Source organism: Litchfieldia alkalitelluris, assembly GCF_002019645.1.
GTDB lineage: Bacteria > Bacillota > Bacilli > Bacillales > Bacillaceae_L > Litchfieldia > Litchfieldia alkalitelluris.
Genome location: NZ_KV917374.1, coordinates 2,081,644 through 2,108,246, shown reverse-complemented (window position 1 = coordinate 2,108,246; position 26,603 = coordinate 2,081,644). Strand labels below are relative to the sequence as shown.

Here is a 26,603-nt window from a genome sequence, read left to right as displayed (position 1 = left end):
GCACTTATTTCCTTTTCATTCCAATAAGCGAAATCTTTTTTGGTTCAACTGATATGGTCACGGGAGCCTACCCAATAATTTCACCGTCAGCATGTAATGGGAGCTTTCGGTCAGGGACGATTTTTATCTCCTTACCTATATGACTATCAACACCCTTAATCAACGTGTGTTTCCCAATAAAAACAGTCGAAAATAAGAGAAGTATTTGAAGTGGGCTTAAACAATGAATAACTGTAATATTTAATAATCCATCAAATGGATTCGCTTTTGGAGAAATCTTCATTCCGCCACCATAAAAGCGCTGGTTCGATACTGTTACAAACCATACCTTTTCATAATGAAAATCCTGATTATCAATCGTTAAGTGAACATTACTCACTTTATAATTAAATAGTTGACTAACCAATGCCCCAATGTAAATGAATGAGCTTAAGTGTAGTTTGTTTAGGTATTTTTTCATTTTTGACTGATTTACTATTTTTGATACTTCAGCATCAAATCCCACCCCAACACTATTTACAAAATAGAAGTGCCTAGAGCGTTCATCTAGCTTTATTTTGCCTACATCTATTTTAGATACTTTTTGTGTTTTGCTTAAAATCGTCCCTAGGGCGTGAAGCGGAGATCTAGGTATTTGAAATCCTCTTGAAAAATCATTAGCAGAGCCACTTGGGATATAACCAACCTTTATATTCGGATAGTTAACTAAACCATTAACAACCTCATGTATAGTACCGTCTCCACCAACCGCAATAATCGCTTCAATATGTTCATGATGTATATTAGCAATCTGTTTTGCTAGCTCTTCAGCATGACGGTCTGTATTCGTAAAAAAGGTTCGAAACTGAATCTGTTGTTCCTCCAATTGCTGCTTTATCTTCTCCCATACTTTTAATGACTTTCCACCTGCTGCAAACCTGTTTACAATAAAAAAGTATTTTTTCATCATTATTACCTTTTGGAATCTCAGATTTTATTATTAATTCTACAAAATATCACTTAAGAAAAATATAAAAAAGTCGAAAAAAGTAAAGATTTGTAGATTATATACGAAATTAATAATAAGATATAAATAGTCAACAACGGTAGGAGTGCTCTTTAGATGTCTCAAACAACTTGTATAGAATGCGGGATTCCCATCAGCATACCTGACCAAGGTTATTTATATATTGATGATTTAGTAGACGTTCCCTGTCTATTTTCATCTTTTAAAATTGACGAAAAAAGTAATCAACATCTTATCATTCGCTTCCATTCTCGTGAGGAATTAAAAACGATCATTCAAACCCTTGTACAACATATTGAAAACAATTCAACAATCAATGCAAGTGTTCATCGTTCAAAAGCAGCCTTAGATTTATTCTTAATGCCCTTATCCCATTTATATGAACGAATAAGCAATGAAAGAATCGTTTCTTTTATTCAAAATGGTAGTATGGTAAGTCACATCCAACCTATTATTGATTTAAATAATGACAAACTATATGGTTACGAATCTTTATTACGCTCAAATGACCCTTCAGAGATTATTTATCCTAGTGAAATTTTTAAAGTAGCTGAAATAACCGGATTGAAGTCAATGCTTGACCAAAGAGCTAGGGAAGAAGCAATTAAAGCAAGAATTAATAAGGTTGAACCCGGAATAAAAAGTTTTATAAACTTCCTCCCTTCAACCATTTACAACCCTGACTTTTGCTTAAGACATACATTTTCAATTGTTGAAAAATATAATATTTCACCTTCTGATCTAGTCTTTGAAGTCGTCGAAACGGAAAAAATCGGTGACATAGACCACTTGAAGAAAATTCTTAATACCTACAAAAATTCAGGGATGAAGGTAGCTTTAGATGATGTCGGATCTGGTTATTCTACGCTCGATATGTTAAGCGAATTAAAACCTGATTATGTCAAAATTGATCGTGAATATATCTCATTTTGTGATCAAGATCGTAAAAAACAAAGCTTCCTAGACCAGGTGATATCTATTACAAACACTCTTGGGATTAAGGTATTAGGGGAAGGGATCGAACGCAAGGAAGAAATGGAATATTGTAAAAGCATTGGGATGGATTTGGCACAAGGATATTATATCGGAAAGCCGAGCTTAGAACCTTATACCAAGGTGTTAGCGCCTGATAGCTAAAACAATAATAAAAAAAGTCAATTAAGGGTTTAGTTACCTTGATTGACTTTTTTCTTTATTTAATGGCTCTATGGATTGTGAAAAAAGAAAAGCGGAAGGCGCCCGCTTATCGGCGACAAGCATAAGACAGGCGCTGACAGAAGGCGCTCTTTGCCTTCCGAAGCGACTGTCTTATGACCTCGAGCCGATGGCGCCTGGAGCTAGACACTAAGCTAAGTATAATTTTTCATACACCATGGTGCTAATTTTAATTAGCAAAGATGTCTACCCTGGAATTAACCTAGGTAGTGGAGTACCGTGAGCTGCGATCCACCTGCTTTCCGCGGGGCGGTCCGTGAGCCTCCTCGTCGCTTTCCTGAGCTCCTGCGGGGTCTCACGAGACCGCTAGATCCCGCAGGAGTCAGGTGGCTCTCCGCTCATTCCACACTGAGTGTTAAACTTTTTCATCTTCCATGGTGCAAATACTTATCCGCATGAAGGTCTATACTGAAAAATAACTTAGGTTGTAGAGTTCCTTTCACTGTGCCACACTGATTCGACTGTTGAAAATCGGTGTTACATATGACGTTTGATGTAAGTTGTATGACAATAAGATAATAACGACTGTGCAGCTTTTAGTTGAACAGATTTTAAAGGTGATGAAATCGATCTCATTCCACTAAACCAATCAGGATATAACTTCTTATCAATATAGCTTAAGTCATAGGAATCCTTGAAACCATCGACATATCCTGTACGACTGATTATTGCTTTCTTGATAGGAAGCTCCACCTTATGCTTTTGAAGGATTTGCTGTGTAATCTGTCCGGTTCTGTTCAATCCTATAAGTGGTGAAACAATCTTTTTCTTTTCCTTGCCATTTTTAACCGCCCAAAATCTCCCTTTTTCCTCAGTATAAACACTATCAGACTCACCTTCTAAAAACACAATGCACCACACTGCCACTGAAGTAATAATTATAATTTCCAGTTCTACAGGCGCATTTTTCAAGAAAAACACAGGGCGATATAGTACTAGATAGGTATCCGGAAAACTCTGGAGTAAATATTTAAGCAAGAAATCATCATAAAACTGATCCTCAACAAAAGATCTTTTATCGATAGTTGAACTTGCCCACTTTATTTGTGTTAAAAAAAGCGCATCTAAAAATAGCCTTTTTAATTCTTCACCTGTCTTAGGCGGCACTGAGATTCTTTTAGTCTCATTATATTCTTCTTCATTGTTCGATGACCTTTGTTTAAAGAGCTGGGAGAAAGGATTCACAACCTGACTACCAGATTCAACATTTACTTGAGATTCGAATTGATCTTCTTGAATATATCCAGACTCCCACTGTTTATTTATTTTTTGCCATTGCTGTTTTTTCAATCGGATAAACTGTGCAGGATATCGGTATATATCCATTTCATAACGAGAAATATAATCCTGCAGCTTTAATAACTGTCCCAGTTATAACACTCCCACTAGTTTATTAGTATTTGTTTTATAAAAATAGTTGAATAAAAAGGGGACATACAATCGCTGTATAAAGCGCACTTAAGATCATGGCAATAGAGCTAATAGCCCCTTCCTTTGGACCAAATTCCAAAGCGCGAGCAGTCCCTATTCCATGAGATGCTGTCCCAAAAGCTACTCCTACACCAATATAATGATTCACCTTTACCATTTTCAAAATTGTTGGGCCAAACATAGCACCACCGACTCCTGCAACCATAACAAAGACTGCAGCTAAAGTTGGTACCCCTCCACTCATCTCAGCAAGATCCATGGCTATTGGTGTTGTAACATTCTTAGGAATGAGAGAAAGCAGGATTTCCGTATCAATTTTAAATAGAAGAGATAACCATAATCCTGATAAAATGGCAATGGTCGAACCTACAAATACACCCACAAACACAGGAATTGAATACTTTTTAAGGATATCTTTATTCTGATAAAGTGGATAAGCTAATGCAACTACCGCTGGACCTAGCAGTTCACCTATCCAGCTCCCCCCCATCATATATCGCTCATACGGTATGTTAAACGCTAATAAAGCTACAATAATAATAAATGATGTTGTTGCGATAGGGACGAATAAAGGATAATGATATTTTTGATAAAATAATCTCATGACTGCAAAAACACTAATTGTTAATAAAAACATTCCAACTGCCCAGATTAAATTCATGCATCGAACCCTCTTTCATAAGAGTTCTGTTGCTTTCTTTCTTCACGAGTAGCAATACTTTGTGAGATTAATCCCGATACAGACATCACTAAAACCGTACTAATAAAAGCAATTAATAGAGTTATAAAACCACTTCCATAAAAATAGGGTAAATAGTCAACCAATCCAACTGTTGCTGGTACAAAAAGGATAGCAAGATACGTTAATAAAAAACCACTTCCTTTTGCAAACCATTTTTCCTTGACGATGTTTAGCTGGAGTAATAAAAACAAAAGCAGCATCCCGATAATACTACCTGGAATACTCACCTTCAAAAACTCTTGAATAAGGCATCCAATATAATAAATGCCATATAAACCAGCGATTTGAACCGCTGTTAGTACAAACTTCATCATCTATTCATTCCTTCCTATTCTCCCATCAACGAAAACCTAGAGATTGCTTCATACTTCGGTGTACGATTTAAATGGGTTTGATATAATATCATCTCTTGAACAGGAAAGGAGGTAACACCTGCTTGAATGTTAAAGGTTTGGATTTTTTTCACATCTAAGGGTGATTTCTCCTTCCATCTTCGTGCAAGTGTAATGTGGGGACTGTATGGCCTGGAATCCAAGGAAAAACCAACTTCCTTACAAGCTTCATGTACTTTTTTTTGAAGTTTTATTAATGCTTCTGAGTGCTGTACCCCTGCCCAAAAAACTCTCGGTGATTCTTGTTTTCCAAAGGTACCTAAGCCATTTATCTCTAACTGAAAAGCAGGATAGAAGCTTGAGATTGCACCTATTTTCTCCTTTGTAAGCGAAATTGCCTTTTCAGATGCACTCCCGAGAAAGGCTAATGTGATATGAAAATCCAACGGATGAACCCAAGATTTAAAGGACACTTCTTCCTTTAATTCCTCTCGCCAATCACTAAGTATGGTTCGAGCATCATCAGATAAAGGGACTGCTAGAAAATAATGTGCGTCAGCCATTGCTCTCCTCCTAGAATCGTAATAGTACATATTTTACACTAAACATGATGCAATATTAATAATAAAATGTTTCAATCTTTTAACCATAGGTTACTAATAATAAACTTGCAATTTAGGGTAGACCTTTATAAAGTGAGTATTTGCACCATGGAGGAGAAAAGTACAAACACAGTTGGAATGAGCGGAAGGTCACTCGACTCCTGCGGGATACAGCGGGCAAAGTGAGACCCCGCAGGAGCCAGAAAGCGACGAGGAGGCTCACCGCACGCCCCGCGGAAAGCGAGTGAACTGTAGCGAATGAATCTACAACCTAAGTATTTTCAGGGTAGACATCTATGCTAAATAAGTATTTCGCACCATGGTGTATGAAAAAATGTTTCCTCCTCAGTGTGGAATGAGCGGAGAGCCGCTTGACTCCTGCGGGATCCAGTGGTCTCGTGAGACCCCGCAGGAGCTGAGCCCTTGGCGACGAGGAGGCTCACGGACCACCCCGCGGAAAGCAAGTGGATCGCAGGTCATGGAACTCCACAACCAAAGTTATTTTCAGGGTAGACATCCATGCTAATTAAAATTAGCACCATGGAGGATGAAAAATTATACTTAGCTTAGTGTCTAGCTCCAGGCGCTATCGGCTCTCAGGTCTAAGTCAATCCACCCTAGAAGGTTAAAGAGCAACCTTCCAGCCGGCTTGCCTTATGCCTGTCGCCGATGAACGAGCGCCTTCCGCATTTCTTTTTTCAGGGTAGACATCCATGCTAAATAAGTATTTCGCACCATGGTGTATGGAAAAATGTTTCCTCCTCAGTGTGGAATGAGTGGAGAGCCACTTGACTCCTGCGGGATCCAGTGGTCTCGTGAGACCCCGCAGGAGCTGAGCCCCTGGCGACGAGGAGGCTCACGGACCACCCCGCGGAAAGCAAGTGGATCGCAGCTCATGGAACTCCACAACTAAAGTTATTTTCAGGGTAGACCTCAATGTATGCGAACGAATATGACCACGAATGAATTTTTATACCTCTGAACCTCTAGTGTGATTTCAATTTTAACGTATGATAATATAAAAGTAAGTCTTTATATTATAAGAATATATTTCTTACATAAAAAGGAAGTGGAAAGCTTGAAGGTTGTTTCAAACTTATCAGATTTAATTGGTGATACACCATTAGTTAAGTTAAGAAAAATTAACCCTAAAGATGGGGCACAGATTTATTTAAAATTAGAATTCTTCAATCCAAGTGGAAGTGTAAAGGATCGAGCTGCCTTTAATATGATTTTAGAAGCTGAAAAGGCTGGCTTGCTTAAACCAGGTGCAACAATTATTGAACCTACAAGTGGAAATACAGGAATAGGTTTGGCGATGAATGCTGCTGCACGAGGTTATAAAGCGATTCTTGTTATGCCAGATACGATGACTAAAGAACGTATAAACCTACTTAAAGCTTATGGTGCTGACGTTGTATTAACGCCCGGTGACGAGAGAATGCCCGGCTCCATTCGAAAAGCTCAGGAATTAGCTGAACAAATAGAAAATAGTTTTATTCCCATGCAATTTGAAAATGATGCAAATCCCGATGCTCATCGTAAAACAACTGCAACCGAAATTATTGAAGCAATGAAAATCATAGGAAAACCACTATCGGCCTTTGTAGCTACCGCAGGTACCGGTGGAACAATCACGGGCACAGGGGAAGCATTAAGGGAATATTACTCTGACATTACTGTACATGTAGTTGAACCTGCTGGATCTCCAGTTTTATCAGGTGGACAACCAGGGAAACATAAGCTTGTTGGCACGAGCCCGGGCTTCATTCCAGAAATCTTAAATCAAGATGTTTATGATGAAATCTTTAAAATTGAAGATGAAGATGCATATGACATTACTAGAAAATTAGCGCAAGAAGAAGGAATCCTAGTTGGACCATCATCAGGTGCGGCTTGTTATGCAGCCATGCAAGTAGCTAAAAGATTATCCCCAGATGATGTCGTTGTTTGTATTGCCTGCGATACTGGGGAGAGGTACTTGTCTAGCGATTTGTTTGATTTTTAAAGAAACTGCTATTGATTAACAAGAGAAAAGAGAGCTAGCATTAGCTCTCTTTCACTTTTTTCCTCATCCACAACCCAACCGAACCAAACACAAGACCTTGACCAATCAATAACAACCATCCCCCAAGCTGTTGCTCTCTTAGTGGAGGAAACGGCAATAAATAATCAAAAAATTCTTCCGGAATCGACTCGATTGGCTCTCCTGGCGGCAAGCACACTTCAAGTGATAACCGAATCAAATCAGGATCTATATATATCGAATATAGAATTTGTTCTGAAAAAATAAACCATAAAGCTAATGGAGAAAAGAAAACAACATTCCATAAGCAATAACGTACTTTTTGTTTAACTGATAAAAAATCTAATTCTTTTATAATCGGAATGAGTGGAGTCCAAAGCAATAAAGCTGCTAAAAATAAAAGAAGAAGATAGAAATAATTTAAAAAATAACTAATCCTTACATAATTAAAAACCGCAGGGATATGATAGCCGATAAATAATACATGAAAAACGACAATTGTTATCTGAGGCTTTTTTATAAAGGTGAGGAATTTCTTCAGCTTCTGATAAGTTACAGCTTTTGAAACGATTGTTGACTTAAACCCCAATATCAATAAAGGAGCGACAATAACGATTAAAATTAACATCTGAGCGATATGTCCTCTGAATATAATCCGTCCAAGGAGATTTAACGGACTTCCTACTGTAAAGAAAATAAGAAATAAGCCAAAAATAAATAACACACTTTTGACTTTTGGGTGATTACTAGGTGTTGGTAATAGAAAAAGATAAAAAACAATACTTAATAATACCATTAATAAAACGCCCGCATTCCATTGGGTATGGAATGAAAAATTACTCAATAATTCTAGTAACATACCTAATCATATCCTTTTAATTTATATTGATTAATTATTAATTATAAAAGGACTTCGACAAGTAGTTAATGAGATTTGTCACATTCTTCTTATAGATAACTACCCTGACAATAACTTAGGTTGCGGAGTTCCAATCGCTGCGATCCACTTGCTTTCCGTGGGGCAGTCCGTGAGCCTCCTCGTCACTTTTTGCTCCTGCGGGGTCTCACGAGACTGCTATATCCCACAGGAATCAAGTGGCTCTACGCTCATTCCACACTTAGTAAGTACACTATTTTCATCCTCCATGGTGCTAATCAAATTACGATTGGGGTCTACCTAAAATATCATTTAACTGTTCTTGATATCTTTCTGTTTCATAACGCATATTATTTACCTTGTATTTGTTCATATTTAAACTATTATAAATCTCCTGCTCTAGAGCCAATCTTTCCTCAAGCACTTTAATGGTACCTTCCAATCCATTAAATCCATGTTCATAGCCATATCCTTGACTTGTATAGTAGTAAATAAATCCTTCTGACCATTCCTTTGGTCGTTCTTTTACAGCTTTAGTAAATGAAGCTTTTAAATCATCTTGTTCAATATAAATTAATACAGGATTTAATAGTTCGATCGCAGTTGCTAGCTGTTTAATATAACTAGCGACAACTTCCTTACTAGCTCCAGACTTAATCATCCCCATTGTCACTGGATTTTGGATAAAGCAACATTCAAAAAGATAAGTTATGTCCTGTTGTGATGCTTTTTCAGCAAACTCCTTCCATCTGTCGGTAACTAGCTTTTCCCAAAGCCAGGTAATCCCTCTACTATTATAAGTTTTGATTTCAAATAAATTTCCCCTTTAGTCTATGTCATCTTCTTCTTTCAATAATTCAAACAGCATTTTCTCACGATGGTCAAGAAAATACTTGGTAATTTGATAATGCTCGGTTGATTCATAATCAACACTTCGGATACTTCCATCATCAAAGCAAATGATTTCTGCATTTGGAAACCCTAATAAAATCGGGGAGTGTGTTGCAATGATAAATTGAACATCCCCGCTTTTCGTCAGGTCATGAATAATTTTAATAAACGATAGTTGCCTTGCAGGTGACAAGGCAGACTCAGGCTCATCTAACAAATAAATCGCTTTACTACTACCAAATCGATTTAAAAATAGTGATAAAAACGATTCTCCATGTGATTGTTCTAGTAACGATTTCCCCCCCGTAATAACGAAAACCTGTATTATCTACTTCGTCTAAATGGGTAGCAAATTGATAAAAAGATTCAGCACGTAGAAAGAATCCATTCGAAACCTTTGGTAACCATGATAAACGTATATACGGGCTTAGTGCAGCTGAAGATTCATACAGATCATACGTATTATTTCTTCCACCACCACCTGTATTGAATTGGCATTGATCAGCAATTGCTTCTAAAAGAGTTGATTTCCCAGATCCGTTTTCACCGACAAAGAAGGTTACCGGCTTTTCAATTTCTAGAGATTCTAACTGTTGAATGGCGGGAATCGAAAACGGATAAATCTCCTTATTATGTATTTGATCTCGTAAAAAAGTGATTCTCTTTAACAATGTGCCCCCTCCTTTTTGCTCTTACCGGTACAAAAATTCAAGCGGTAAGTACTCGGTTATGTTTGTTAATTCAGTTTTTTGAAGCTCATCCTCTTTGACAACTAGTTTGTATGCTTTCGCATTGGAGTCAGATTTTATAATTCTAAACAATCCTTCATTGAATTCAATTGCACAGTTTTCTTCAATAGCAATGCCAGTATGATTTGACATAAGAATATGCTTATCAAACTTTTTTGCGATTTCATGGTCATTATAATGCGGGCAATGTACTCCCTGAATAACCCCTAACTCCTGAATCAAGGAAAATTCATTTATGTCATCGACACGGTCTCGTGAGACCCCGCAGGAGCTCAGGAAGCGACGAGGAGGCTCACGGGCCGCCCCGCGGAAAGCAGGTGGATCGCAGCGATTGGAACTCCGCTAACTATGTATTTTTCATGGTAGAATATCCAGTAATAATAAAGCAGGTTAAAGTAGCAATCAATGTAACAATTAATCCAAATAATCCACCAATACAAACTTGATAAGACAGCTAACAACATAACAAATATATGTAGAAAAGGAATCGTGAAATACATTAGTAGGTACAAACACAATATGGTGACACTAAATAAAACTAAGTTACTAACAAATAAGAAGGTTCCACTGGACCATGGACTACTAAATAATTTTAACTTCCTAAACTTCACAATGAATCGATTCTTAGGCTGAATAGTGTTAATACGGATTTCTTTATAAACCAAGAAACAACTGTACCTACTATTCCTAATACGACGAGGAATGAAAAGCCCATCCGCTCCACCCTCCTTTCTACTCAAGCTTATTAATGGCTTTTAGGGCTGCTTGCTTTGATAAATTATAAGATTGCCATGAGTTAACTTGTAATAGGTTAATTCTCTTTTCATTTAATATCATATCTAACCCTGGGATTTCAGGATGATTTTTATGCAGTTCCACTAGATCCGGGACAACTGAATAAGATAAAGTACTTAAGTATTTTATATCGATTTTTCCAGTTTCCTCAAACCGCTCGATGTTTTTAGTGACAATTAATTGATCCAAGCTGATTAGATTTAAGCCTAAATAAAAGATTAGTGTAAAAATGAGATAAAAATGAGAAAGTGTTAATTTGTTAGCCCAAACTTTTATTAAAGTAAAACCAAATACAACCACTAAGTAAATCATAAAGGAATGTGCTAATAGTCTTGATGCGGTAAACCCATAAGCTTGCTCATACATCATCAGTCTGAAGAAGGCTGATGTTAGCATAACTCCACTAAAAAATATCAATAAGGTCAGCATCAATTTAACAATCGTTAATTCGTGTCGTTTTACAAATGTAATGGTACCCATTAGAATTGCGTAATTAATCAAAGTAACAATCATTAATTCAAAGAAGCCACGTCTTGCATATTCCGAATATGAGAAGCCTACCTCTAGTGACCCGTTAAAAAAGTATTGAAATTGCACGACCGTAAATAGCAGGTAAATCAGATTCAAAAATATGAGAACTGTTGTAAGTATGATTGTATCCCAGTTTCTCTTATGTGTTTTATTATTTTCAATTACTAGTGTTTTTTTCGAAATGATTTTAAATAACCCATACAATCCTAGTGCAATCAGTAAAACTCGAATAAACCTCGGGACGAAAGATAAATCAAAATGCAGCAATCTGTTAGGGATTAAAAATAATAACGACGCAAACCTTGCATCTGCGATTAAAAGCAAAAAAGTAACCACAAGTAAAATTGGTATGGATAAAATAATCCCTAATACTATTTTCTTACTTGTTTTGTATGTAGATTCACCGATATTTCGCTTCAGCTTTCTTCCTGTAAATCGGAAAGTAATCTTTATACAGGAGAAGAGTTGTGAAACTTTTTTCTGCAACAAAATGAGAAAGGAAACAGAATTCCATTTAATATGATGAAAGCTCGTCAATAAGACAATATGTATAAAAACTAAAACTGGAATTAACACAAAATTGATTGAATTAAAAAATTCATTCGAATAAGTAAAGAAAGTAATTGTTAATAGATAAATGGAAACAAAAATAAGACCGCTTATTCGTTTATGAGAGAACGACACATTTCGAAACCAGTAAAAAAAGAACATATAAAAAGCACTAATAAACACTAAATAGGAAATACCTACAGGTTCAGACAATAGGCAAATTTCTGCCGCCAAAGCAAGTACCAAACAACATAAAACAAATGGGTAGTTCGTAATTATTTTCATACTATTTCTCCTTTTACTACATAGTTTTTCTAGGTATATAATCAAAGAAACACTTTTATTACAAAGAATTTCTAGGTATTTAAATAAAAAAGCTTTCTTAATATTAAAATTCCATCAAAATAGATGAACTTTGTTGTGATAAAACCAATGACTACACCTAAAGCGGCACATACAGCGATCAAATATATTGCCCAGAATAGACCGAAGGGTATGTATTCAACAATTTGTAAAAGAAAAAGCTTTAAGAAAGAATCCATACATAAAATTGATATTAAGAAGAAAATGGTTACACCGCAAAACTGAAAGAATTTAGTCACTTGTGATCTGTAGAATCTAATAAAGTAAAAGGAGCACCTCAGGAAAAAAACCGAAAATATAATTGCCACTATTAAAGCTATTGCTACTCCCCCGAAAATCTCAATCATAATCCTATGATACAAATTTTCACCCTTCCCTTCTAAATTTAATGATACATCGTATTTCTATGTATATTGTTAAAAATTTTTATACAGACTTAAATGTTCCCCATTTAAAACTCGCATAACTAATTGGATACAACACGATAGTACATAAGATGCATGCGATTATGAAAGATGGTGTTAATAATGGATGAAACCAAGATCTTGGAACTACTTGAAAAACAACCAACACCATTAACAGCAAATTAGGGACTAAGGAAATATAGAAGGTTTTGGCTAATAATTTTTTGCCACCATAGCCGAATTCTTTGCCTATTTCATATCCTAATAATGCCCAGAAGCACATGTATAGCAATATAATGACAGTTGGAATACTCGTTAGAAAACTCCATGTTTCGCTAACAATAGGCAATGGAATGACATGATACAAAAAAGTTAGAAAAATACCACCAATAAAAAACAAGATATTAACTGAAATAAAGGTCCATTGAGTTTTGCTTGGTGTTACCACTAGTCCCTTTTGGTAATTTAGTGCAATTTCTGTGGGTGTCCCTAATCTAGATTGGACTTCTATCATTGCTTCTGCTTCATTCAAACCCTCTACCAAATACAGGTCCTCCACCATTTCAGTAATATGGATATCAATTTCATGAAGTAGTTCTGTTGAGTCTGGATGATTATTCAATTCTTTTGCTAATAAGCTTAAATAATCCTGTTTAGATTGAATCATAACCCTTTCTCCCAATCACTTTATCAACGACATTTACAAAACTTTGCCATTCGCTTGTTTTTTGTTGTAATATCTCTTTTCCTGTATTCGTAATTTTATAATATTTACGTGCAGGACCTTTTTCAGTTTCACACCAGTATGACTCAATATATTCTTGTTTCTCTAACTTGTGTAAAGCTGGATACAGAGTTCCTTCCTTTACTTGAAGGACGTGCCCACTCCGTTTTTCCATTTCTTTAACGATTTCATAACCGTACATATCTTTCTCCGTTAATAATTGTAGCAAGATTAACGAAGTACTTCCTTTTACTAATTCACGATTAAACATGTTCATTTCACCTACCTAGAATAAAAAGGTACTATATATAAATACATGATACCTATTACAAATGGAAATTTCAACCTAAACTTATAAAATTAAGCACTTCATGTTTTTAACCTTTTAGGGAATTCTGTTAATAGGGGCTTAAAAAAGGAGGATTTTCAACTTGGCTGTTAGTACTTTTTTTATAAAAGATATATCAGGGGAAAGAGATATTCAAGGGCTTGAACAGTTTTTAGCAAATTTGAGTGGTATTGAACGGGCGTTATTTGATACAGACGATAATGAAATTAAAATAGAATATAATGAGAAAGAAATTGAATTAAAGCAAATTGTTGATAATATTCAGCACCAAGGTTTTAAAATACAATAACAGGTGGAATTTATTTTCCACCTGCCCTTTATCGTCACTTACCTCTAATGACCTCATCAATAATCCCATATTCTTTTGCTTCCTCTGCACTTAAGAAATAATCTCGTTCTGTATCCTTTGCCACACGGTCAATAGGTTGATCGGTTCGTTCAGAGATGATTTCATTGATATGCTGCTTAAGCTTCAAGATTCGCCTTGCAGAAATCTCAATTTCAGTTGCCTGGCCTCTTGCTCCTCCAAGTGGCTGATGAATCATGATTTCACTATTTGGCAAGGCATACCGTTTACCTTCTGTCCCCGATAACAATAATAATGCTCCAAAAGAAGCAGCCATCCCTATACAAATCGTTCGAACATCAGGTTTAATATATTGCATTGTATCCAAGATCGCAAATCCAGCAGTCGTAGAACCCCCAGGACTATTTATATAAATTGAAATATCTTTATCAGGATCATCAGCAGCTAAAAATAACAATTGTGCCACAACACTATTTGCAACACTATCATTAATTTCATCACCAATCATAATAATCCGGTCTTTTAATAAACGTGAATAAATATCATATGAACGCTCTCCACGGCTCGATTGTTCAATTACATATGGTATTGTACCCATTCCTAATTTCTCCGTTTCCCCGCTGGTTATGCGGCTAATGATAAGGTAAAAGGAGCACTTGGCTTAGGTGTTAAGTTAACTTGAATTTCATCAAGAGATCTTAGAGTAGGAATCGCCTTAATTAATACTGATGGATCTTCATTTAATAGAGCTGTTTGAAATAAATAAACAAGCTCTTCTATTTCTTCGTTTGCTTCAACATTTTCTTCCTCATCCTCTTTTAGCTTTTCAAGGCGTTTTTTCGCACGATGTAATGATGCCTTAACTGCCATTTCAGTTGTATCCATCATTTCCGCTATTTCTTTCGATTTATAAAGAAAAGCTTCTTTCAATAAATAACTCACTGCTTGGTTTGGTGTTAATTGAAGTAGCAAGTGCGCTGAATACATAAGATTATCAATATTAAATGAAGCACTTTTGTGTTGCTCAAGATTATCATCTGTTATTATCTCTTTTTTCTTTCGAAGTTGATCAACCCATTGATGATACGCAATCTTATTTAACAATGCTGATGTAATATCACACTTCTTCGGGTATTGTTTCCATGCTTTTGCAATGGTTTCCTGAGCCAAATCCTCTCCATCCCATTTATTCTTTGATAGGAAATAGCAATACCTCTGTAGCTTTGAATACAAATCAAGAAAGTCATGTTTATTATCACTTTCAAGCCTACTCTTTTGATCTTCTCGGTTAACTAACCTCAGCTTTGCAGTCATCGATTTCACTCCTCTATTCCTTTCACTATGTATAACGGGAGAGATTCTTAAAAAGATACGGGTATTTTTTATAAATTTAAATTTATTATATACCTTTTTTTGGAACAAGAGTTTTTATTAGTTCTTCGTTTATAACCACCAATTTAGTGTATATCCTAAAATGACAAAAGAAATAACAATCATAACTAAAAAGATAATCCAGTACATCCTCTTATCATATGGAACAGGTTTCCTCCACTTTTCACTAATAACTCTTTCCCCTATAAAATCAAAGATTCTAACATATACCCAATAAAACGAATAAGAATCCCATAGGTCCCAACCATTTCTAAAAACGATAAATCCCACTACATCCTTAAGGAATATTTCACAACCTAGAATAAAGGTCAAAACACTGAAATAGAAAGGAAACGTATATTTAGTTGGCCTATATTTAATAAGAAAAAGAATCAGAAACCCAAAACTACAAATAACAGGCAGTAAAATAAGGTATATAGGTAAAACAAATCGGTAAAAGCCATTAAAATAGAAAAATATACAAAAACTAACAGATAGAAGGATACTGATTAAAAAAATAATTCCATAACGCAATACGTTTGTTTTTATTATAAAAAAACAGCCTGTTCCACAAATAATAACGACTAACCAATATATGATCCAATATATTGACTCCATTTAAAATAGGTTCTCCTTATAAAATTAGTTTTCCGTTAAACCTATTTTTTACATATCTTCTATATATTATGTTAACTAATTGTCGTTTTTTAGATTCGCACTATTGTGAAAAAAATGTTACACACTTAGTGTGGAATGAGCGGAGAGCCACTTGACTCCTGCGGGATCTAGCGGTCTTGTGAGACCCGCAGGCGCCCCCGGCGACGAGGAGGCTCAAGGATCGCCCCGCGGAAAGCAAGTGGATCGCAGCGATTGGAACTCGGGTGCTTAAGTTACTAAAACAATAAAAACTTAAGTTGGAGTGTTCCATTCGCTTTAATTTTACAAAAGGTCAACTTAGTAAAAATAGAAAAACAGCAGTCTATTATCTACTGCTGTTAAGTAGTCTGAGTTGCCATTACCTTTTTCTTTTTATCAATGAAATTGATGACAAATAAAATCACCAAACCAATACCTGTTATCAAGCTGAAGAAGAGATAAACCGTTAATATTCCTGAAAGGTCAAAGATTATTCCTCCAACATAGGTGCAAAACCAGCTTCCTAATCCGTTACCAATGGCTGCATATAAAGATACAGCAGTTGCATTGACGGATTTAGGTGAGATATCTCTGACATATTGTAGTGCTGCTGGTATGAATAAACCAACTGAAATCCCTTGAGCGATAGTCGTTATATAGATCAAGGTTAATGATGGGTCAAAAAAATACAGAACCCATCTAAGCCCTGAAACTAAACCTGCTAATCCTAGAACCTTAAGCATACCTAGACGTTCAATCCAGTTCCCAGCAACCTTCATAAAGGGTGCTTCACTTCCAGCCCCTAATAAAAAGGCGATTCCTACACCAGTCAATGTTCCTCCTATATCTGTAATTAAAAGGCCAAAATACACGTTATTTGCGCTTATTGGCCCAAAAATCATAAAGGTGGCTAAAAGGAATAAAACAAACTTAGGCATTTTCATTAAGGTGTTAATCCCTTTTTTTAAATCAACTTGAACACTCGAGCGTTCCCCTGGCATCTTCCATGTGAGCAATGCAGTTATAAATAACATGACCGAATAGCAGTAGAAAATCACTGACATAGTAAACATTTCCGATAAGCGTCCAGCAAATAGCACGGCTATAGCAAACCCTACTGCTCCCCAGAGACGTAATGCTCCATAATTTCCTTTCACCTTCTGGACATATGAAATGGTTAAACTATCTGCTATCGGAATAATTGAGCTTTGAAAAAATGATAAAATCGCAGCAACTAGAATAAGAGCTAAATATGAGCTTACACTAGAGTAGATGATTCCGATAATTGCTGAAATGATCAGGGTAAAAGACAGGATAATTCTTGGCTTTTGAGTATAATCTGTGAGCATTCCCCACATCGGTTGGGCGATAATCATCACAACAGGTGTGATGGACATAATCATACCAATTTGTGTACCTGTTAATCCGATATCTCCTTTTAAATATACCGATAATAACGGCGTTAAAGAACCAAGTCCAAAAAAGAAGAAAAAATAAACCAAACTGAAGGTTACGTTGGACCTTTTTTCTTGCGAAGATTTCGTTTGCCTTAAAATGGCTTCCATTTAATTACGTCCTTCCACTTCTATAGAAGTTACTCCTATTTGAATAACTTGCTTTATTCAAAAAACGAACAAGGCTGACCCAAGTACCGATAAAGGCTTGCACAAAGTCTATTTAATAGAATTTGTCCCTAGTCTTTATCGCACGTAAAAGGTCAACCTTGTATAACTTCCATTATTTTACCACATTTATAAATGATGGGTGAAGTATTTCCTATTGATAAAAATAGGATTTTATTTTGCTAACTCATAGATGGCTTGAGCATAAATTGCTGTTGCTTTTAAAAGATCTTCAATATAAATATGTTCATCCTTTTGATGTGCAGAATCCTCTCTTCTAGGGAATAAAGGCCCAAATGCTACACCACTCTTCAAGGAACGGGCATATGTCCCCCCGCCGATTGAAATTAATTTTGCTTCTTCTCCTGTTTGTTCTTCATAGACTTTTTGTAACACTCTAATTAAAAAATCATCTTGATTCACATGATGTGGCTTCGAATTACTAAAATGACTTAGGCTAAATTGTTGTTTTTCAGCAACTTTCTCAATTTGTTGTTTTATCAAGTCTATATCCGCCGTTACTGGGTATCTCATATTTAACCCCAGTACTCCTCCATCTTCTTGTGAATAGCTAACCTTTCCTACATTCACAGTTAATTCTCCTGAAATGTCATCACTATACTCGATACCAAGCGCTTTTCCGCGTGAATCGTTCAGGAAGTAAGAGCTTATCAGACGTAAAAACTGATCAGCCTTGGAGTCCCACTCATAATTTGAAAGAAACTGAGACAAATACAGTGCAGCATTTTTACCATGATTTGGCTCCATCGCATGTGCCGACTTACCCTCTAAATGTAAAACACATACTGTGTCTTCAAGAATCGCTTTCCCCCTCAATTGATATCTATTAAGATATTCATTAAATTGTTCAATGAAAGACGTTTGCTCGCCAGCCACATTTAACTTCGCTTCTGCAAAATCCGGTACCATATTGTAGCGTCGACCAGATTGAAAGGATACTAAAACCGAATTGTTAGTCACAACCTTCTCACATTCTTGTTCGATTTGGATTAAGTCAAAATCAACAATACCCTTTTCAGCATAAATAATTGGAAAATCAGCATCAGGCGCAAAGCCCAAGGTTGGCATTTCTTCATGCTTAAAATAATGATCCACACACTGCCAATTACTTTCTTCATCTGTCCCAATAATCATTCGGACTCTCTTTGTTAGTGGCAGCTTAAGGTCATTAACTATTTTCATCGCATAAAAAGCAGCCATGGTTGGACCTTTATCATCAATTGCACCACGAGCAAAGATCTTTCCATCCCTAATTTCTGCATCAAAAGGAGCACTTTGCCAACCATCCCCTTCTGGTACTACGTCAACATGGCAAAGGATTCCCACAATCTCTTCACCTTTTCCTATCTCTAAGTGTCCAGCATATCCATCCACGTTTTTTGCTGTGAAACCTTGTTCAGTACCCTTCGATAATAAAAACGTAAGGGCTTCGTTAATTCCTTTCCCAAAAGGAGCATTACTTGTTATTGTCCCTTCATCAAGGACACTATTTATTCGGAGAAATTCCTGAGTATCAGAAATAATTTCATGCTGTTGCTTTTCTACTAATTCGTACCAATTATTCACGATTACTTAACTCCTTTTTATGCTACGATTATTTTTTCATATGTACCTTTGTCACAGATAATATAAAGCACTGTCCCCTCTAGGATTTTTTCATCTAAGCGACGGCTAATATTAATACCTTCATTGGTAGCTATCAACGTTGCACCTTCTTGAATCAATGCGTTAAATGCATCACGATACGTTAGCCACTCTGGCTTAGGGGTAATTTGATATAAATCATCCCCAACTTGATGACTCATTAGCTGAGAATAAACTGACGAAACTCCCTTTGTGAATGCAGAACGTACAGCCATCCTAGACACTGTTTCATGGGTTACTACAAATTCATCTACATGAACGTGAACAAAGTTTTGGATATGTTCTTCATGTAGGACCTCTACAGTTGTGTGAGCATCCTTTGCAATGCGTTCAACTGCGGTCGCAATTAATAATGTTTTCCCATCAGCTAATAATGAATCCTCAATAGAGTCATCCGCAAAGATAATAACTGCCTTACTACCACTTATGTTAGCTTTATGTAAAATACCATGATTCGTTGCACTACCTTGCACATAAAATACACGATTATTTTTTATCGGAGATTTCTCTAATAAATCTATTAATACGATCTCCATACCAGGATCTGTTTGAAGAATCTCCTCCACCGCATACTCAGCCTTTTTTGACCAACCTATTATTACAATATGATTTTCACCTTTATAATCCAATTTGCCCTCCTCCCTCATTTTACGCAAAACAGTAAATGAATCTATTATTTTACCAATGACTACCCCAATCAAACCAATTCCGAAGATGTATAAAAAGACGGCATAAACTCGACCAGCAATAGTAACTGGATAAAAGTCACCATAGCCAACAGTAGTTACTGTTGTCATTACCCACCAAAAGGAATCAAATAGACTCGGGAATGTTTCTGGCTCAAGTGTTCTCATAATAAGAGTGCTTGCTAAAATGAGTGTTGTACTTGACCATAATAAAATCCAGTTATTTAAATCTATAAGCTTTAAAAAGATTCGCTGTAACGAAAACAATGATTAACAATCCCCCTTTGTAAAATTTTTGTAATTTAATTAGCTAGAAAAATCCTTATCCTTCCATTCTAAAATAACTCTTCCCTTTATGTAACAGCTTCGAGCAAAAAACTTCATAAAAATCGTTAATAGAACTTAACAATTTCTTTAATCTCGATATAAATTGTAATGAAACTGTAAATTACAGAATAATAGAAATAATTTATGATAATAATAGAACAAAATGAAGGAAATTGACAATTTATGTAGAAATAGTCATACTATTCAGAACCAGCAACATATAGATGAGTAATTGCACCAATAAATCGCATGGATATGTGTTTCGCAAAGACCTATAGTGGAACAGAAACACCTAGCCAAGCATCATCACTTTTAATAGTGACTCGAGAGGAGCGATGCCATCATAAACGATTTAAGACTGCATAAAAAGAAAGATAACTCAAGCTAGTTGAAAAGATGAGACTTTTTGTAATCTACCTTTTGTATAATAAAACTATATTTAAGGAGTGGTTCTTTGAAGCCTTCAACAAACCGTATGCTAAATCGTATCAAATCCGTCTACATGTTTATTAGTGAAAAAGGAACAGTTTCGACCCAGGAGCTTGTTGACGAATTTGGCATTACTCCACGGACGATCCAGCGTGATCTGAATGTGTTAGCATATAATGACTTGGTTCAAAGCCCTAGTCGTGGTAAATGGACAACAACTAGAAAGAAAGTAAAGTTGTCTTCATAGCAAAAGTATATCCAACACTTTAGGGATGTATGAAGGGGAATAAAAGTAGAAGAAGCAAGACACAACAAGTAAACATACATAGCTATTTTATAAAAAGAGTATAATCTTTGAACAGTTTTTATTAACAAATCGAATACAATATAAAAAGAAGGACTTTAATCAACTTGTTGTTGAAATGAAGTCCTTTTTTATTCTAATAAATTACTGACTTTTAAGAGATAGACTAGTGGGAAAAGAGGTTACTACTATGAGGTTTTGTAGCATGTAGTATTGAACGTAACTCCCCTATTCGCAGCTTTGTCTTCGGACAAATTTGATTTGTTCTGAGGTCTGTCTGAAGTTACCTCCACTTCGGACAACTTTGTTTTGTTCTGGGCCAAAACTGTCTGAACTTCCAACGGCTTCGGACAGCTTTGATTCGTTCTGAGATAAAGCTGTCTGAAGTTACCTTCACTTCGGACAACTTTGTTTTGTTCTGGGCCAAAGCTGTCTGAAGTTACCTCCACTTCGGACAGCTTTGATTCGTTCTGGGCCAAAGCTGTCTGAACTTCCAACCTCTTCGGACAGCTTTGCTTTCTTCTGAGCCAAAGCTGTCTGAACTTCCAACCCCTTCGGACAGCTTTGATTCGTTCTGGGCCAAAGCTGTCTGAAGTTACCTTCACTTCGGACAACTTTGTTTTGTTCTGGGCCAAAGCTGCCTGAAGTTACCTCCACTTCGGACAGCTTTGATTCGTTCTGGGCCAAAGCTGTCTGAACTTCCAACCTCTTCGGACAGCTTTGCTTCCTTCTGAGCCAAAGCTGTCTGAACTTCCAACCACTTCGGACAGCTTTGACAGGTTTTGAGCCAAAGCTGTCTGAACTTCCAGCGTCTTTGGACAACTTTGCTTCGGGCTCGGCCAAAGCTGTCTGAAGTTACCTCCACTTCGGACAACTTTGACAGGTTTTGAGATAAAGCTGTCTGAAGTAGCCTCCCCTTCGTACATCTTAGAGTGTTATCTGTGAAACTGTCCAAACTTGCATCTCAGTCGAGCCAGTTGATAGCCCATTTAATTCAGCTTATTAATGTTTCTTCAATAAAGATAATTCCTCATCCGTTAACTCCCGATATTCCCCAAGCTCTAACGTTTCATCTAAGTGCAATTCTCCCATACTTAGTCTCTTTAGATAAATAACCCGTTTACCAACTGCTTCAAACATACGTTTTACTTGATGAAACTTACCCTCCATAATCGTAACCTCTATATCTGATGTTAAGCCTTGTTTTAAAATAACGAGTTCTGCCGGCATCGTTTTATAGCCATCATCAAGGACGACACCCTCTTTGAATGCAGTGATATCCTCTTCAGTCACTTCACCTTCAATCACAGCAAAATACGTTTTAGGGACATGTTTTTTCGGTGAAAGTAATTGATGAGATAATCCCCCATCATTCGTAATTAAAAGCAAGCCTTCTGTATCCTTATCAAGTCTCCCTACAGGAAATGGGTTAAACAAGGCATCATCAACCTCTAACAAGTCAATGACAGTTTCATGCATATTATCTTCTGTAGCTGAGATGACACCTGGTGGTTTATTTAACATTAAATAAATAAATTCTTTGTATTCAATGGTTTCACCATGAATTGTAACAGTATCTTCATCAGGTTTAAAATGGGCACTTGCATCTTTAATCGTTTCCCCATTCACCTTTACTACTCCTGATTTTAAAAGCTTCTTTACTTCCTTTCGACTACCATAACCTCTATTTGCTAATAACTTATCTATTCTCATCTTAAATCCCCCTTCTATATATCCAACAATTGTTCCGTACTAAATAGTTTTATAATTAGGCACCTGTCATATACAAACCACAATAACAAACATAGACTACTATCATCTTTGATAAACACCTAACTAAGGAGTGGTTAAAATGTATCAACGTCAACAAATTCCCCAAGGTGGCATTTATTTACCAATACCCGGTTATCCAGGTGGTGGCGGTGGCTATCCAGATGGAGGTAATATCGACCGTCGTGTAGACCGACTAGAGCGTCAAGTTCGACAAAACACAAGAGCCATTGAGCGACTCGAGCGTCGTATAGAACGTATTGAACGTCGCATTGGCTATGGCGGCGGCTATGGTGGCGGCTATCAGGATAATTATTAGACATACAAAGGGGCCAGCTTACTTGTATAAAGTTGGCCCCCTTTTATGTTAATGTTCGCGCACTTTCTTCCGATTAAATTTATTCAATATTGCATTTAAACGACTACCCATTAATCTTTCAAGTAAATGTGATCGATAAGCCAAGTATAAATAAACGGCAGCCCCAACCCCAACACTTACTAAAAGAATAATGACTGAATAAAGCTTTCCATCTTCATAAGTGAAAGCAAACGAGAATAAATAGTTTATGATCAGTATACTACCGAGCATTGCCCCGGCAAAAATAGCCATAAGAACAGAGCGCCTTACAAGTATGTTAAATTTATAATGTGCATGCTTTTTAATCATAAAAAATCCATAAGTGATTGAAACAGTATACCCAAATCCAGTTGCTAAAATTGATCCAATTTCTCCAAACCACAAAATAAAAGGCACATTAAAAATCATCTTAATGACAATACCAAATACCAGGCTCAATACTGCCAGTTTTTGTTTGTTAATCCCTTGCAAAATAGCTGCTATGATTGTAAAAAATGAAAACAGTAATGCAATAGGCGCATACCATCGTAATAGTAATCCACCTACTTGCGCTTCACTAATATTATAAAATGAAGCATAAGCGGGATAGGCTAACACAGAAAGTCCAACAACTGCAGGCAACACGAGTAGTACACAAATTTGAAAGGTTTTATCAATTTGTCTTCTTAACAATTGATAGTCCCCAGATGTGAATGAGCTAGTAATCGTTGGAACAAGAGTTAAGCTGAATGCGGTCGCTAAGGATACAGGAATCATAACAAGTTTAGGCACATATAAAGTTAAGATCCCAAACAATTCCTGAGTAATTTCAGCTTGTCCCAGTTTTACCATGGCACGATTAAACGTAAATTGATCCACGTATTGGTAAAGAGGAATGGCCAAGCCAACGAAAACAAACGGACCTGCATAAGACAACAATTCCTTATACATTGTTTTTATCGTAATTTCACCAGCCGGTTTACTGTCCAATAATAGTTTATCTAAATATGGCTTACGTTTAAACCAATACCAAACGAGCACAGCCAGTCCACCTATCGATCCAATAAAAGCAGCAAAGGTAGCAAACGCAACAGCTGTAGCGATATCTCCCTCCATTACCTTTATGACTATATAAGCCGCGGAAAGCAAGAAGATAATCCGAATCACTTGTTCCACAACTTGAGAAACAGCTGTTGGGCCCATTGATTGATAGCCTTGGAAAAATCCTCTTAACAAGCTCATGATAGGGACAATAATAAGAGCAAAACTCACCATTCTCATCACAAGAATAACGTCTTCAAGCTTATTACCAGTTTCACTACCACCAAGCACTATTTCAGCAAAAAACGGGGCTAGGGAATACAATACGAGGCATCCCAACACCCCCATAACGGACATGATGAGTAACCCAGATTTTAAGATTCTCCTACCAGTATGATAATCCCCTAGTGAGTTATATTTAGATACAAATTTTGAAACCGCTAAAGGAAATCCTGCGGTTGAGATAAACAAAAAGATGGTATATTGACCGTATCCGTAGGAATACAAAGCCCCTCCAATCGCCCCTACAAGAGCGTTAAATGGAATCAGATAGATCATGCCCAAAATACGAGAAATATACGTTCCTAATGTTAAAATAAAAGTACCACGAAGCAATTTTGATTCAGACATGCTTAATCCCCAATCTTATATATACTGTCTTATATAAACGCTCTTTTATGTAACGTTGACTACTAATCCTTAACTTAACTATTTTAACATAAAGCCTGCAACTGTCATTTCTTTTATTATCAATAGGTATGTAGAAATAGTGAAAGAAATTTAGGCTATTTTTTTGATTTTGTTTCTTTTACTATATAATAGTTCTTACAGAAAATAAAATTTGTGGTAGTACGATTACATAAGGCTGGTGTTTATATGTTGAAATATGATGTTGTGGTAATTGGTGGTGGACCATCAGGTTTAATGGCGGCGATTGCTGCTGGTGAAAAAGGAGCAAAAGTTTTACTGGTTGATAAAGGAGAAAAGTTAGGTCGAAAGCTTGCCATTTCTGGCGGTGGTCGTTGTAATGTGACAAATCGACTTCCTGTTGATGAAATTATAAAACATATACCTGGAAACGGTCGCTTTTTATATAGCGCATTTTCGATCTTCAGCAATGAAGATATCATTCGTTTTTTCGAAAACCTTGGCATTAAGCTAAAGGAAGAAGATCATGGTCGTATGTTTCCTATGACAGATAAAGCTCAATCCGTTGTTGATGCCTTAATAGAACAATTAAAAAAACTAAAAGTAACAGTAAAAACAAATATGCCTGTTAAAAAAGTGGATTACTCGGAATCAGAAGTGAAAGGTGTGTTACTTGGTGATGGGACATATGTTGAAACAACGTGTGCCGTTGTTGCAGTTGGTGGTAAATCAGTACCACATACTGGCTCAACAGGCGATGGATATGCTTGGGCAAAAGCAGCCGGTCATACCATTACAGACCTTTTTCCAACAGAGGTTCCTATTACTTCAAATGAGGAGTTTATTAAGAATAAAACATTACAAGGCCTTTCACTTCGGGATGCCGCGTTAAGTGTGTTAAATCCAAAGGGTAAAATTGTTAAAACACATACAATGGACATGATTTTTACTCACTTCGGCATATCAGGCCCAGCTGTTTTACGGTGTAGCCAATATGTTGTACAAACCATGAAAAAATTTAATGTTAAAGAAGTGACGATGAGTATCGATGTTTTACCACATCAAAAGGAAGAAGAAATATTTCAGGGCATCTTAAAACAAACGAAAGAAGAACCAAAAAAAGCGCTTAAAAATTTATTAAAAGGATTACTTCCTGAACGATATCTCATGTTCCTGCTTGAGAAAAATGAAATTGATCCTCTAGTTACTGCTTCTAATTTATCACATGAACACTTAAGAAAGTTTGCAAAAGACTGTAAAAGTTTTCAATTTCAGGTGAATGGGACATTATCTATTGAAAAGGCATTTGTGACGGGTGGCGGTGTCTCGGTTAAAGAAATTCATCCAAAAGAAATGGAGTCCAAGCTAATGAGCGGGTTATTCTTTTGCGGTGAAGTCCTTGATATTCATGGTTATACTGGAGGTTATAATATTACATCTGCCCTTGTCACCGGAAGACTTGCTGGACTAAATGCTGGTATAAAATCAACACAAATTAGAGCCTAAGCGTTGCTTAGGCTCTATTCCTTTGTCTTCAAGGAAGAATATTTCTACATACAAACATTATTTAATCTCTATATATTACACAAGCTGAGAAGCAATAAATCTGTTCATCATCATTATTGGTCGAGCAAGCAACTTGGTATTTAATATCAACGACTTGTGAGTCATCTAGCTTTTCTAAAAAACGATTCACTTCCACCTCTAAATCCTGTTCATGGCTTTCATCAATTATTTTCACACGCACCTGCTTGTCACCCCCATAATACATTATAATCACCAATTTGAATTTTCAGACTTCTATTAGTAATTTTTTGGAAAAATTCTAAAACATTGTATATGACCTAAATAACAACTAATACTAAATGTATATC

Annotated in this window: 28 protein-coding genes and 1 pseudogene; 7 read left to right on the top strand and 22 right to left on the bottom strand. The window is 36.3% G+C overall.

The window, feature by feature from the left end:
- Positions 1 to 67: 67 nt before the first annotated feature.
- Entirely contained in the window at positions 68 to 946 is an 879-nt protein-coding gene (locus tag BK579_RS09630) for a diacylglycerol/lipid kinase family protein (RefSeq protein WP_169891115.1), read from the bottom strand.
- 156 nt (positions 947 to 1,102) lie between these two features.
- Here BK579_RS09630 and BK579_RS09625 point away from each other — a divergent pair, with 156 nt between their 5' ends.
- A complete protein-coding gene (locus tag BK579_RS09625; protein WP_078545007.1) occupies positions 1,103 to 2,143 on the top strand; it encodes an EAL domain-containing protein in 1,041 nt (346 codons plus the stop codon).
- 555 nt (positions 2,144 to 2,698) lie between these two features.
- On the opposite strand, the gene BK579_RS09620 is transcribed toward BK579_RS09625, so the two are convergent.
- The 4 genes from BK579_RS09620 to thpR all read right to left on the bottom strand — a co-directional run bounded on the left by BK579_RS09620 (position 2,699) and on the right by thpR (position 5,289).
- Positions 2,699 to 3,547 (bottom strand): NERD domain-containing protein, encoded by an 849-nt coding sequence (locus BK579_RS09620; RefSeq protein ID WP_235848400.1) that lies wholly within the window; start codon positions 3,545 to 3,547, stop codon positions 2,699 to 2,701.
- A gap of 79 nt (positions 3,548 to 3,626) precedes the next feature.
- Complete coding sequence (locus BK579_RS09615) at positions 3,627 to 4,313, bottom strand: LrgB family protein (RefSeq protein WP_078545003.1); 687 nt, start codon at positions 4,311 to 4,313, stop codon at positions 3,627 to 3,629.
- Positions 4,310 to 4,705 (bottom strand): CidA/LrgA family protein, encoded by a 396-nt coding sequence (locus BK579_RS09610; RefSeq protein ID WP_078550500.1) that lies wholly within the window; start codon positions 4,703 to 4,705, stop codon positions 4,310 to 4,312. Before BK579_RS09610 ends, BK579_RS09615 begins: the two co-directional genes overlap by 4 nt.
- A 17-nt stretch (positions 4,706 to 4,722) precedes the next feature.
- Positions 4,723 to 5,289: an RNA 2',3'-cyclic phosphodiesterase gene (gene thpR, locus BK579_RS09605; RefSeq protein ID WP_169891114.1), complete on the bottom strand. Its 567-nt coding sequence runs from the start codon at positions 5,287 to 5,289 to the stop codon at positions 4,723 to 4,725.
- 1,117 nt (positions 5,290 to 6,406) lie between these two features.
- On the opposite strand from thpR, the gene cysK reads away from it, so the two are divergent.
- The gene (gene cysK / locus BK579_RS09600) at positions 6,407 to 7,336 is read left to right on the top strand and encodes a cysteine synthase A (RefSeq protein ID WP_078544999.1); all 930 of its coding nucleotides are present in this window, start codon (positions 6,407 to 6,409) and stop codon (positions 7,334 to 7,336) included.
- A gap of 40 nt (positions 7,337 to 7,376) precedes the next feature.
- On the opposite strand, the gene BK579_RS09595 is transcribed toward cysK, so the two are convergent.
- The 5 genes and pseudogenes from BK579_RS09595 to BK579_RS09575 all read right to left on the bottom strand — a co-directional run bounded on the left by BK579_RS09595 (position 7,377) and on the right by BK579_RS09575 (position 12,031).
- Entirely contained in the window at positions 7,377 to 8,213 is an 837-nt protein-coding gene (locus tag BK579_RS09595; protein ID WP_078544997.1) for a cytochrome c oxidase assembly protein, read from the bottom strand.
- Positions 8,214 to 8,514: 301 nt separating this feature from the next.
- On the bottom strand, positions 8,515 to 8,892 hold the full coding sequence (locus BK579_RS09590; protein ID WP_078544995.1) for a P-loop NTPase family protein: 378 nt from the start codon (positions 8,890 to 8,892) through the stop codon (positions 8,515 to 8,517).
- Between the two features lie 165 nt (positions 8,893 to 9,057).
- Positions 9,058 to 9,793, bottom strand: a pseudogene (locus BK579_RS09585) (AAA family ATPase).
- Between the two features lie 21 nt (positions 9,794 to 9,814).
- Positions 9,815 to 10,093, bottom strand: a complete 279-nt coding sequence (locus tag BK579_RS09580) for a type 1 glutamine amidotransferase family protein (protein WP_078544993.1) — start codon at positions 10,091 to 10,093, stop codon at positions 9,815 to 9,817.
- Positions 10,094 to 10,603: 510 nt separating this feature from the next.
- Entirely contained in the window at positions 10,604 to 12,031 is a 1,428-nt protein-coding gene (locus BK579_RS09575; protein ID WP_078544991.1) for a DUF4153 domain-containing protein, read from the bottom strand.
- Positions 12,032 to 12,154: 123 nt separating this feature from the next.
- Between BK579_RS09575 and BK579_RS26085 the strand changes: the two genes are divergently transcribed.
- Positions 12,155 to 12,334 carry a hypothetical protein gene (locus BK579_RS26085; protein WP_204524703.1) on the top strand — a complete coding sequence of 60 codons (180 nt, stop codon included), beginning with the start codon at positions 12,155 to 12,157 and terminating at the stop codon, positions 12,332 to 12,334.
- A 201-nt stretch (positions 12,335 to 12,535) separates the two neighbouring features.
- On the opposite strand, the gene BK579_RS09570 is transcribed toward BK579_RS26085, so the two are convergent.
- Together BK579_RS09570 and BK579_RS09565 are read right to left on the bottom strand one after the other, a co-directional pair.
- A complete protein-coding gene (locus BK579_RS09570; RefSeq protein ID WP_078544989.1) occupies positions 12,536 to 13,180 on the bottom strand; it encodes a hypothetical protein in 645 nt (214 codons plus the stop codon).
- The gene (locus BK579_RS09565; RefSeq protein WP_078544987.1) at positions 13,167 to 13,508 is read right to left on the bottom strand and encodes a PadR family transcriptional regulator; all 342 of its coding nucleotides are present in this window, start codon (positions 13,506 to 13,508) and stop codon (positions 13,167 to 13,169) included. The genes BK579_RS09570 and BK579_RS09565 overlap by 14 nt, the downstream gene beginning before the upstream one ends.
- 160 nt (positions 13,509 to 13,668) lie before the next feature.
- Between BK579_RS09565 and BK579_RS09560 the strand changes: the two genes are divergently transcribed.
- On the top strand, positions 13,669 to 13,875 hold the full coding sequence (locus BK579_RS09560) for a hypothetical protein (protein ID WP_078544984.1): 207 nt from the start codon (positions 13,669 to 13,671) through the stop codon (positions 13,873 to 13,875).
- 34 nt (positions 13,876 to 13,909) lie between these two features.
- Here BK579_RS09560 and clpP read toward each other — a convergent pair whose 3' ends face one another.
- From clpP to BK579_RS09530, 6 genes are all read right to left on the bottom strand, one after another.
- A complete protein-coding gene (gene clpP / locus BK579_RS09555) occupies positions 13,910 to 14,491 on the bottom strand; it encodes an ATP-dependent Clp endopeptidase proteolytic subunit ClpP (protein ID WP_078544982.1) in 582 nt (193 codons plus the stop codon).
- Between the two features lie 26 nt (positions 14,492 to 14,517).
- Positions 14,518 to 15,207 carry a sigma factor-like helix-turn-helix DNA-binding protein gene (locus BK579_RS09550; RefSeq protein WP_078544980.1) on the bottom strand — a complete coding sequence of 230 codons (690 nt, stop codon included), beginning with the start codon at positions 15,205 to 15,207 and terminating at the stop codon, positions 14,518 to 14,520.
- 129 nt (positions 15,208 to 15,336) lie between these two features.
- Positions 15,337 to 15,882 carry a hypothetical protein gene (locus BK579_RS09545; RefSeq protein WP_078544979.1) on the bottom strand — a complete coding sequence of 182 codons (546 nt, stop codon included), beginning with the start codon at positions 15,880 to 15,882 and terminating at the stop codon, positions 15,337 to 15,339.
- 377 nt (positions 15,883 to 16,259) lie between these two features.
- Positions 16,260 to 17,465 (bottom strand): MFS transporter, encoded by a 1,206-nt coding sequence (locus BK579_RS09540; RefSeq protein WP_078544977.1) that lies wholly within the window; start codon positions 17,463 to 17,465, stop codon positions 16,260 to 16,262.
- Between the two features lie 231 nt (positions 17,466 to 17,696).
- On the bottom strand, positions 17,697 to 19,109 hold the full coding sequence (gene pepV / locus BK579_RS09535) for a dipeptidase PepV (protein ID WP_078544975.1): 1,413 nt from the start codon (positions 19,107 to 19,109) through the stop codon (positions 17,697 to 17,699).
- Positions 19,110 to 19,126: 17 nt separating this feature from the next.
- Complete coding sequence (locus tag BK579_RS09530; RefSeq protein ID WP_078544973.1) at positions 19,127 to 20,140, bottom strand: ion channel; 1,014 nt, start codon at positions 20,138 to 20,140, stop codon at positions 19,127 to 19,129.
- Positions 20,141 to 20,654: 514 nt separating this feature from the next.
- On the opposite strand from BK579_RS09530, the gene BK579_RS09525 reads away from it, so the two are divergent.
- The gene (locus tag BK579_RS09525; protein ID WP_078544971.1) at positions 20,655 to 20,876 is read left to right on the top strand and encodes a DeoR family transcriptional regulator; all 222 of its coding nucleotides are present in this window, start codon (positions 20,655 to 20,657) and stop codon (positions 20,874 to 20,876) included.
- A gap of 450 nt (positions 20,877 to 21,326) precedes the next feature.
- On the opposite strand, the gene BK579_RS09520 is transcribed toward BK579_RS09525, so the two are convergent.
- Positions 21,327 to 21,620, bottom strand: a complete 294-nt coding sequence (locus BK579_RS09520) for a hypothetical protein (RefSeq protein ID WP_139365080.1) — start codon at positions 21,618 to 21,620, stop codon at positions 21,327 to 21,329.
- Positions 21,621 to 21,935: 315 nt separating this feature from the next.
- Positions 21,936 to 22,646: a pseudouridine synthase gene (locus tag BK579_RS09515; RefSeq protein ID WP_078544967.1), complete on the bottom strand. Its 711-nt coding sequence runs from the start codon at positions 22,644 to 22,646 to the stop codon at positions 21,936 to 21,938.
- 139 nt (positions 22,647 to 22,785) lie between these two features.
- Here BK579_RS09515 and BK579_RS09510 point away from each other — a divergent pair, with 139 nt between their 5' ends.
- Complete coding sequence (locus BK579_RS09510) at positions 22,786 to 23,022, top strand: hypothetical protein (protein ID WP_078544965.1); 237 nt, start codon at positions 22,786 to 22,788, stop codon at positions 23,020 to 23,022.
- A 48-nt stretch (positions 23,023 to 23,070) separates the two neighbouring features.
- On the opposite strand, the gene BK579_RS09505 is transcribed toward BK579_RS09510, so the two are convergent.
- The gene (locus BK579_RS09505) at positions 23,071 to 24,711 is read right to left on the bottom strand and encodes a putative polysaccharide biosynthesis protein (RefSeq protein WP_078544964.1); all 1,641 of its coding nucleotides are present in this window, start codon (positions 24,709 to 24,711) and stop codon (positions 23,071 to 23,073) included.
- 249 nt (positions 24,712 to 24,960) lie between these two features.
- Here BK579_RS09505 and BK579_RS09500 point away from each other — a divergent pair, with 249 nt between their 5' ends.
- Positions 24,961 to 26,235 carry a BaiN/RdsA family NAD(P)/FAD-dependent oxidoreductase gene (locus BK579_RS09500; RefSeq protein WP_078544962.1) on the top strand — a complete coding sequence of 425 codons (1,275 nt, stop codon included), beginning with the start codon at positions 24,961 to 24,963 and terminating at the stop codon, positions 26,233 to 26,235.
- 61 nt (positions 26,236 to 26,296) lie between these two features.
- Here the strand turns inward: BK579_RS09500 and BK579_RS09495 are convergent, their stop codons facing one another.
- Positions 26,297 to 26,500 carry a sporulation protein Cse60 gene (locus tag BK579_RS09495; protein ID WP_078544961.1) on the bottom strand — a complete coding sequence of 68 codons (204 nt, stop codon included), beginning with the start codon at positions 26,498 to 26,500 and terminating at the stop codon, positions 26,297 to 26,299.
- Positions 26,501 to 26,603 lie beyond the last annotated feature (103 nt).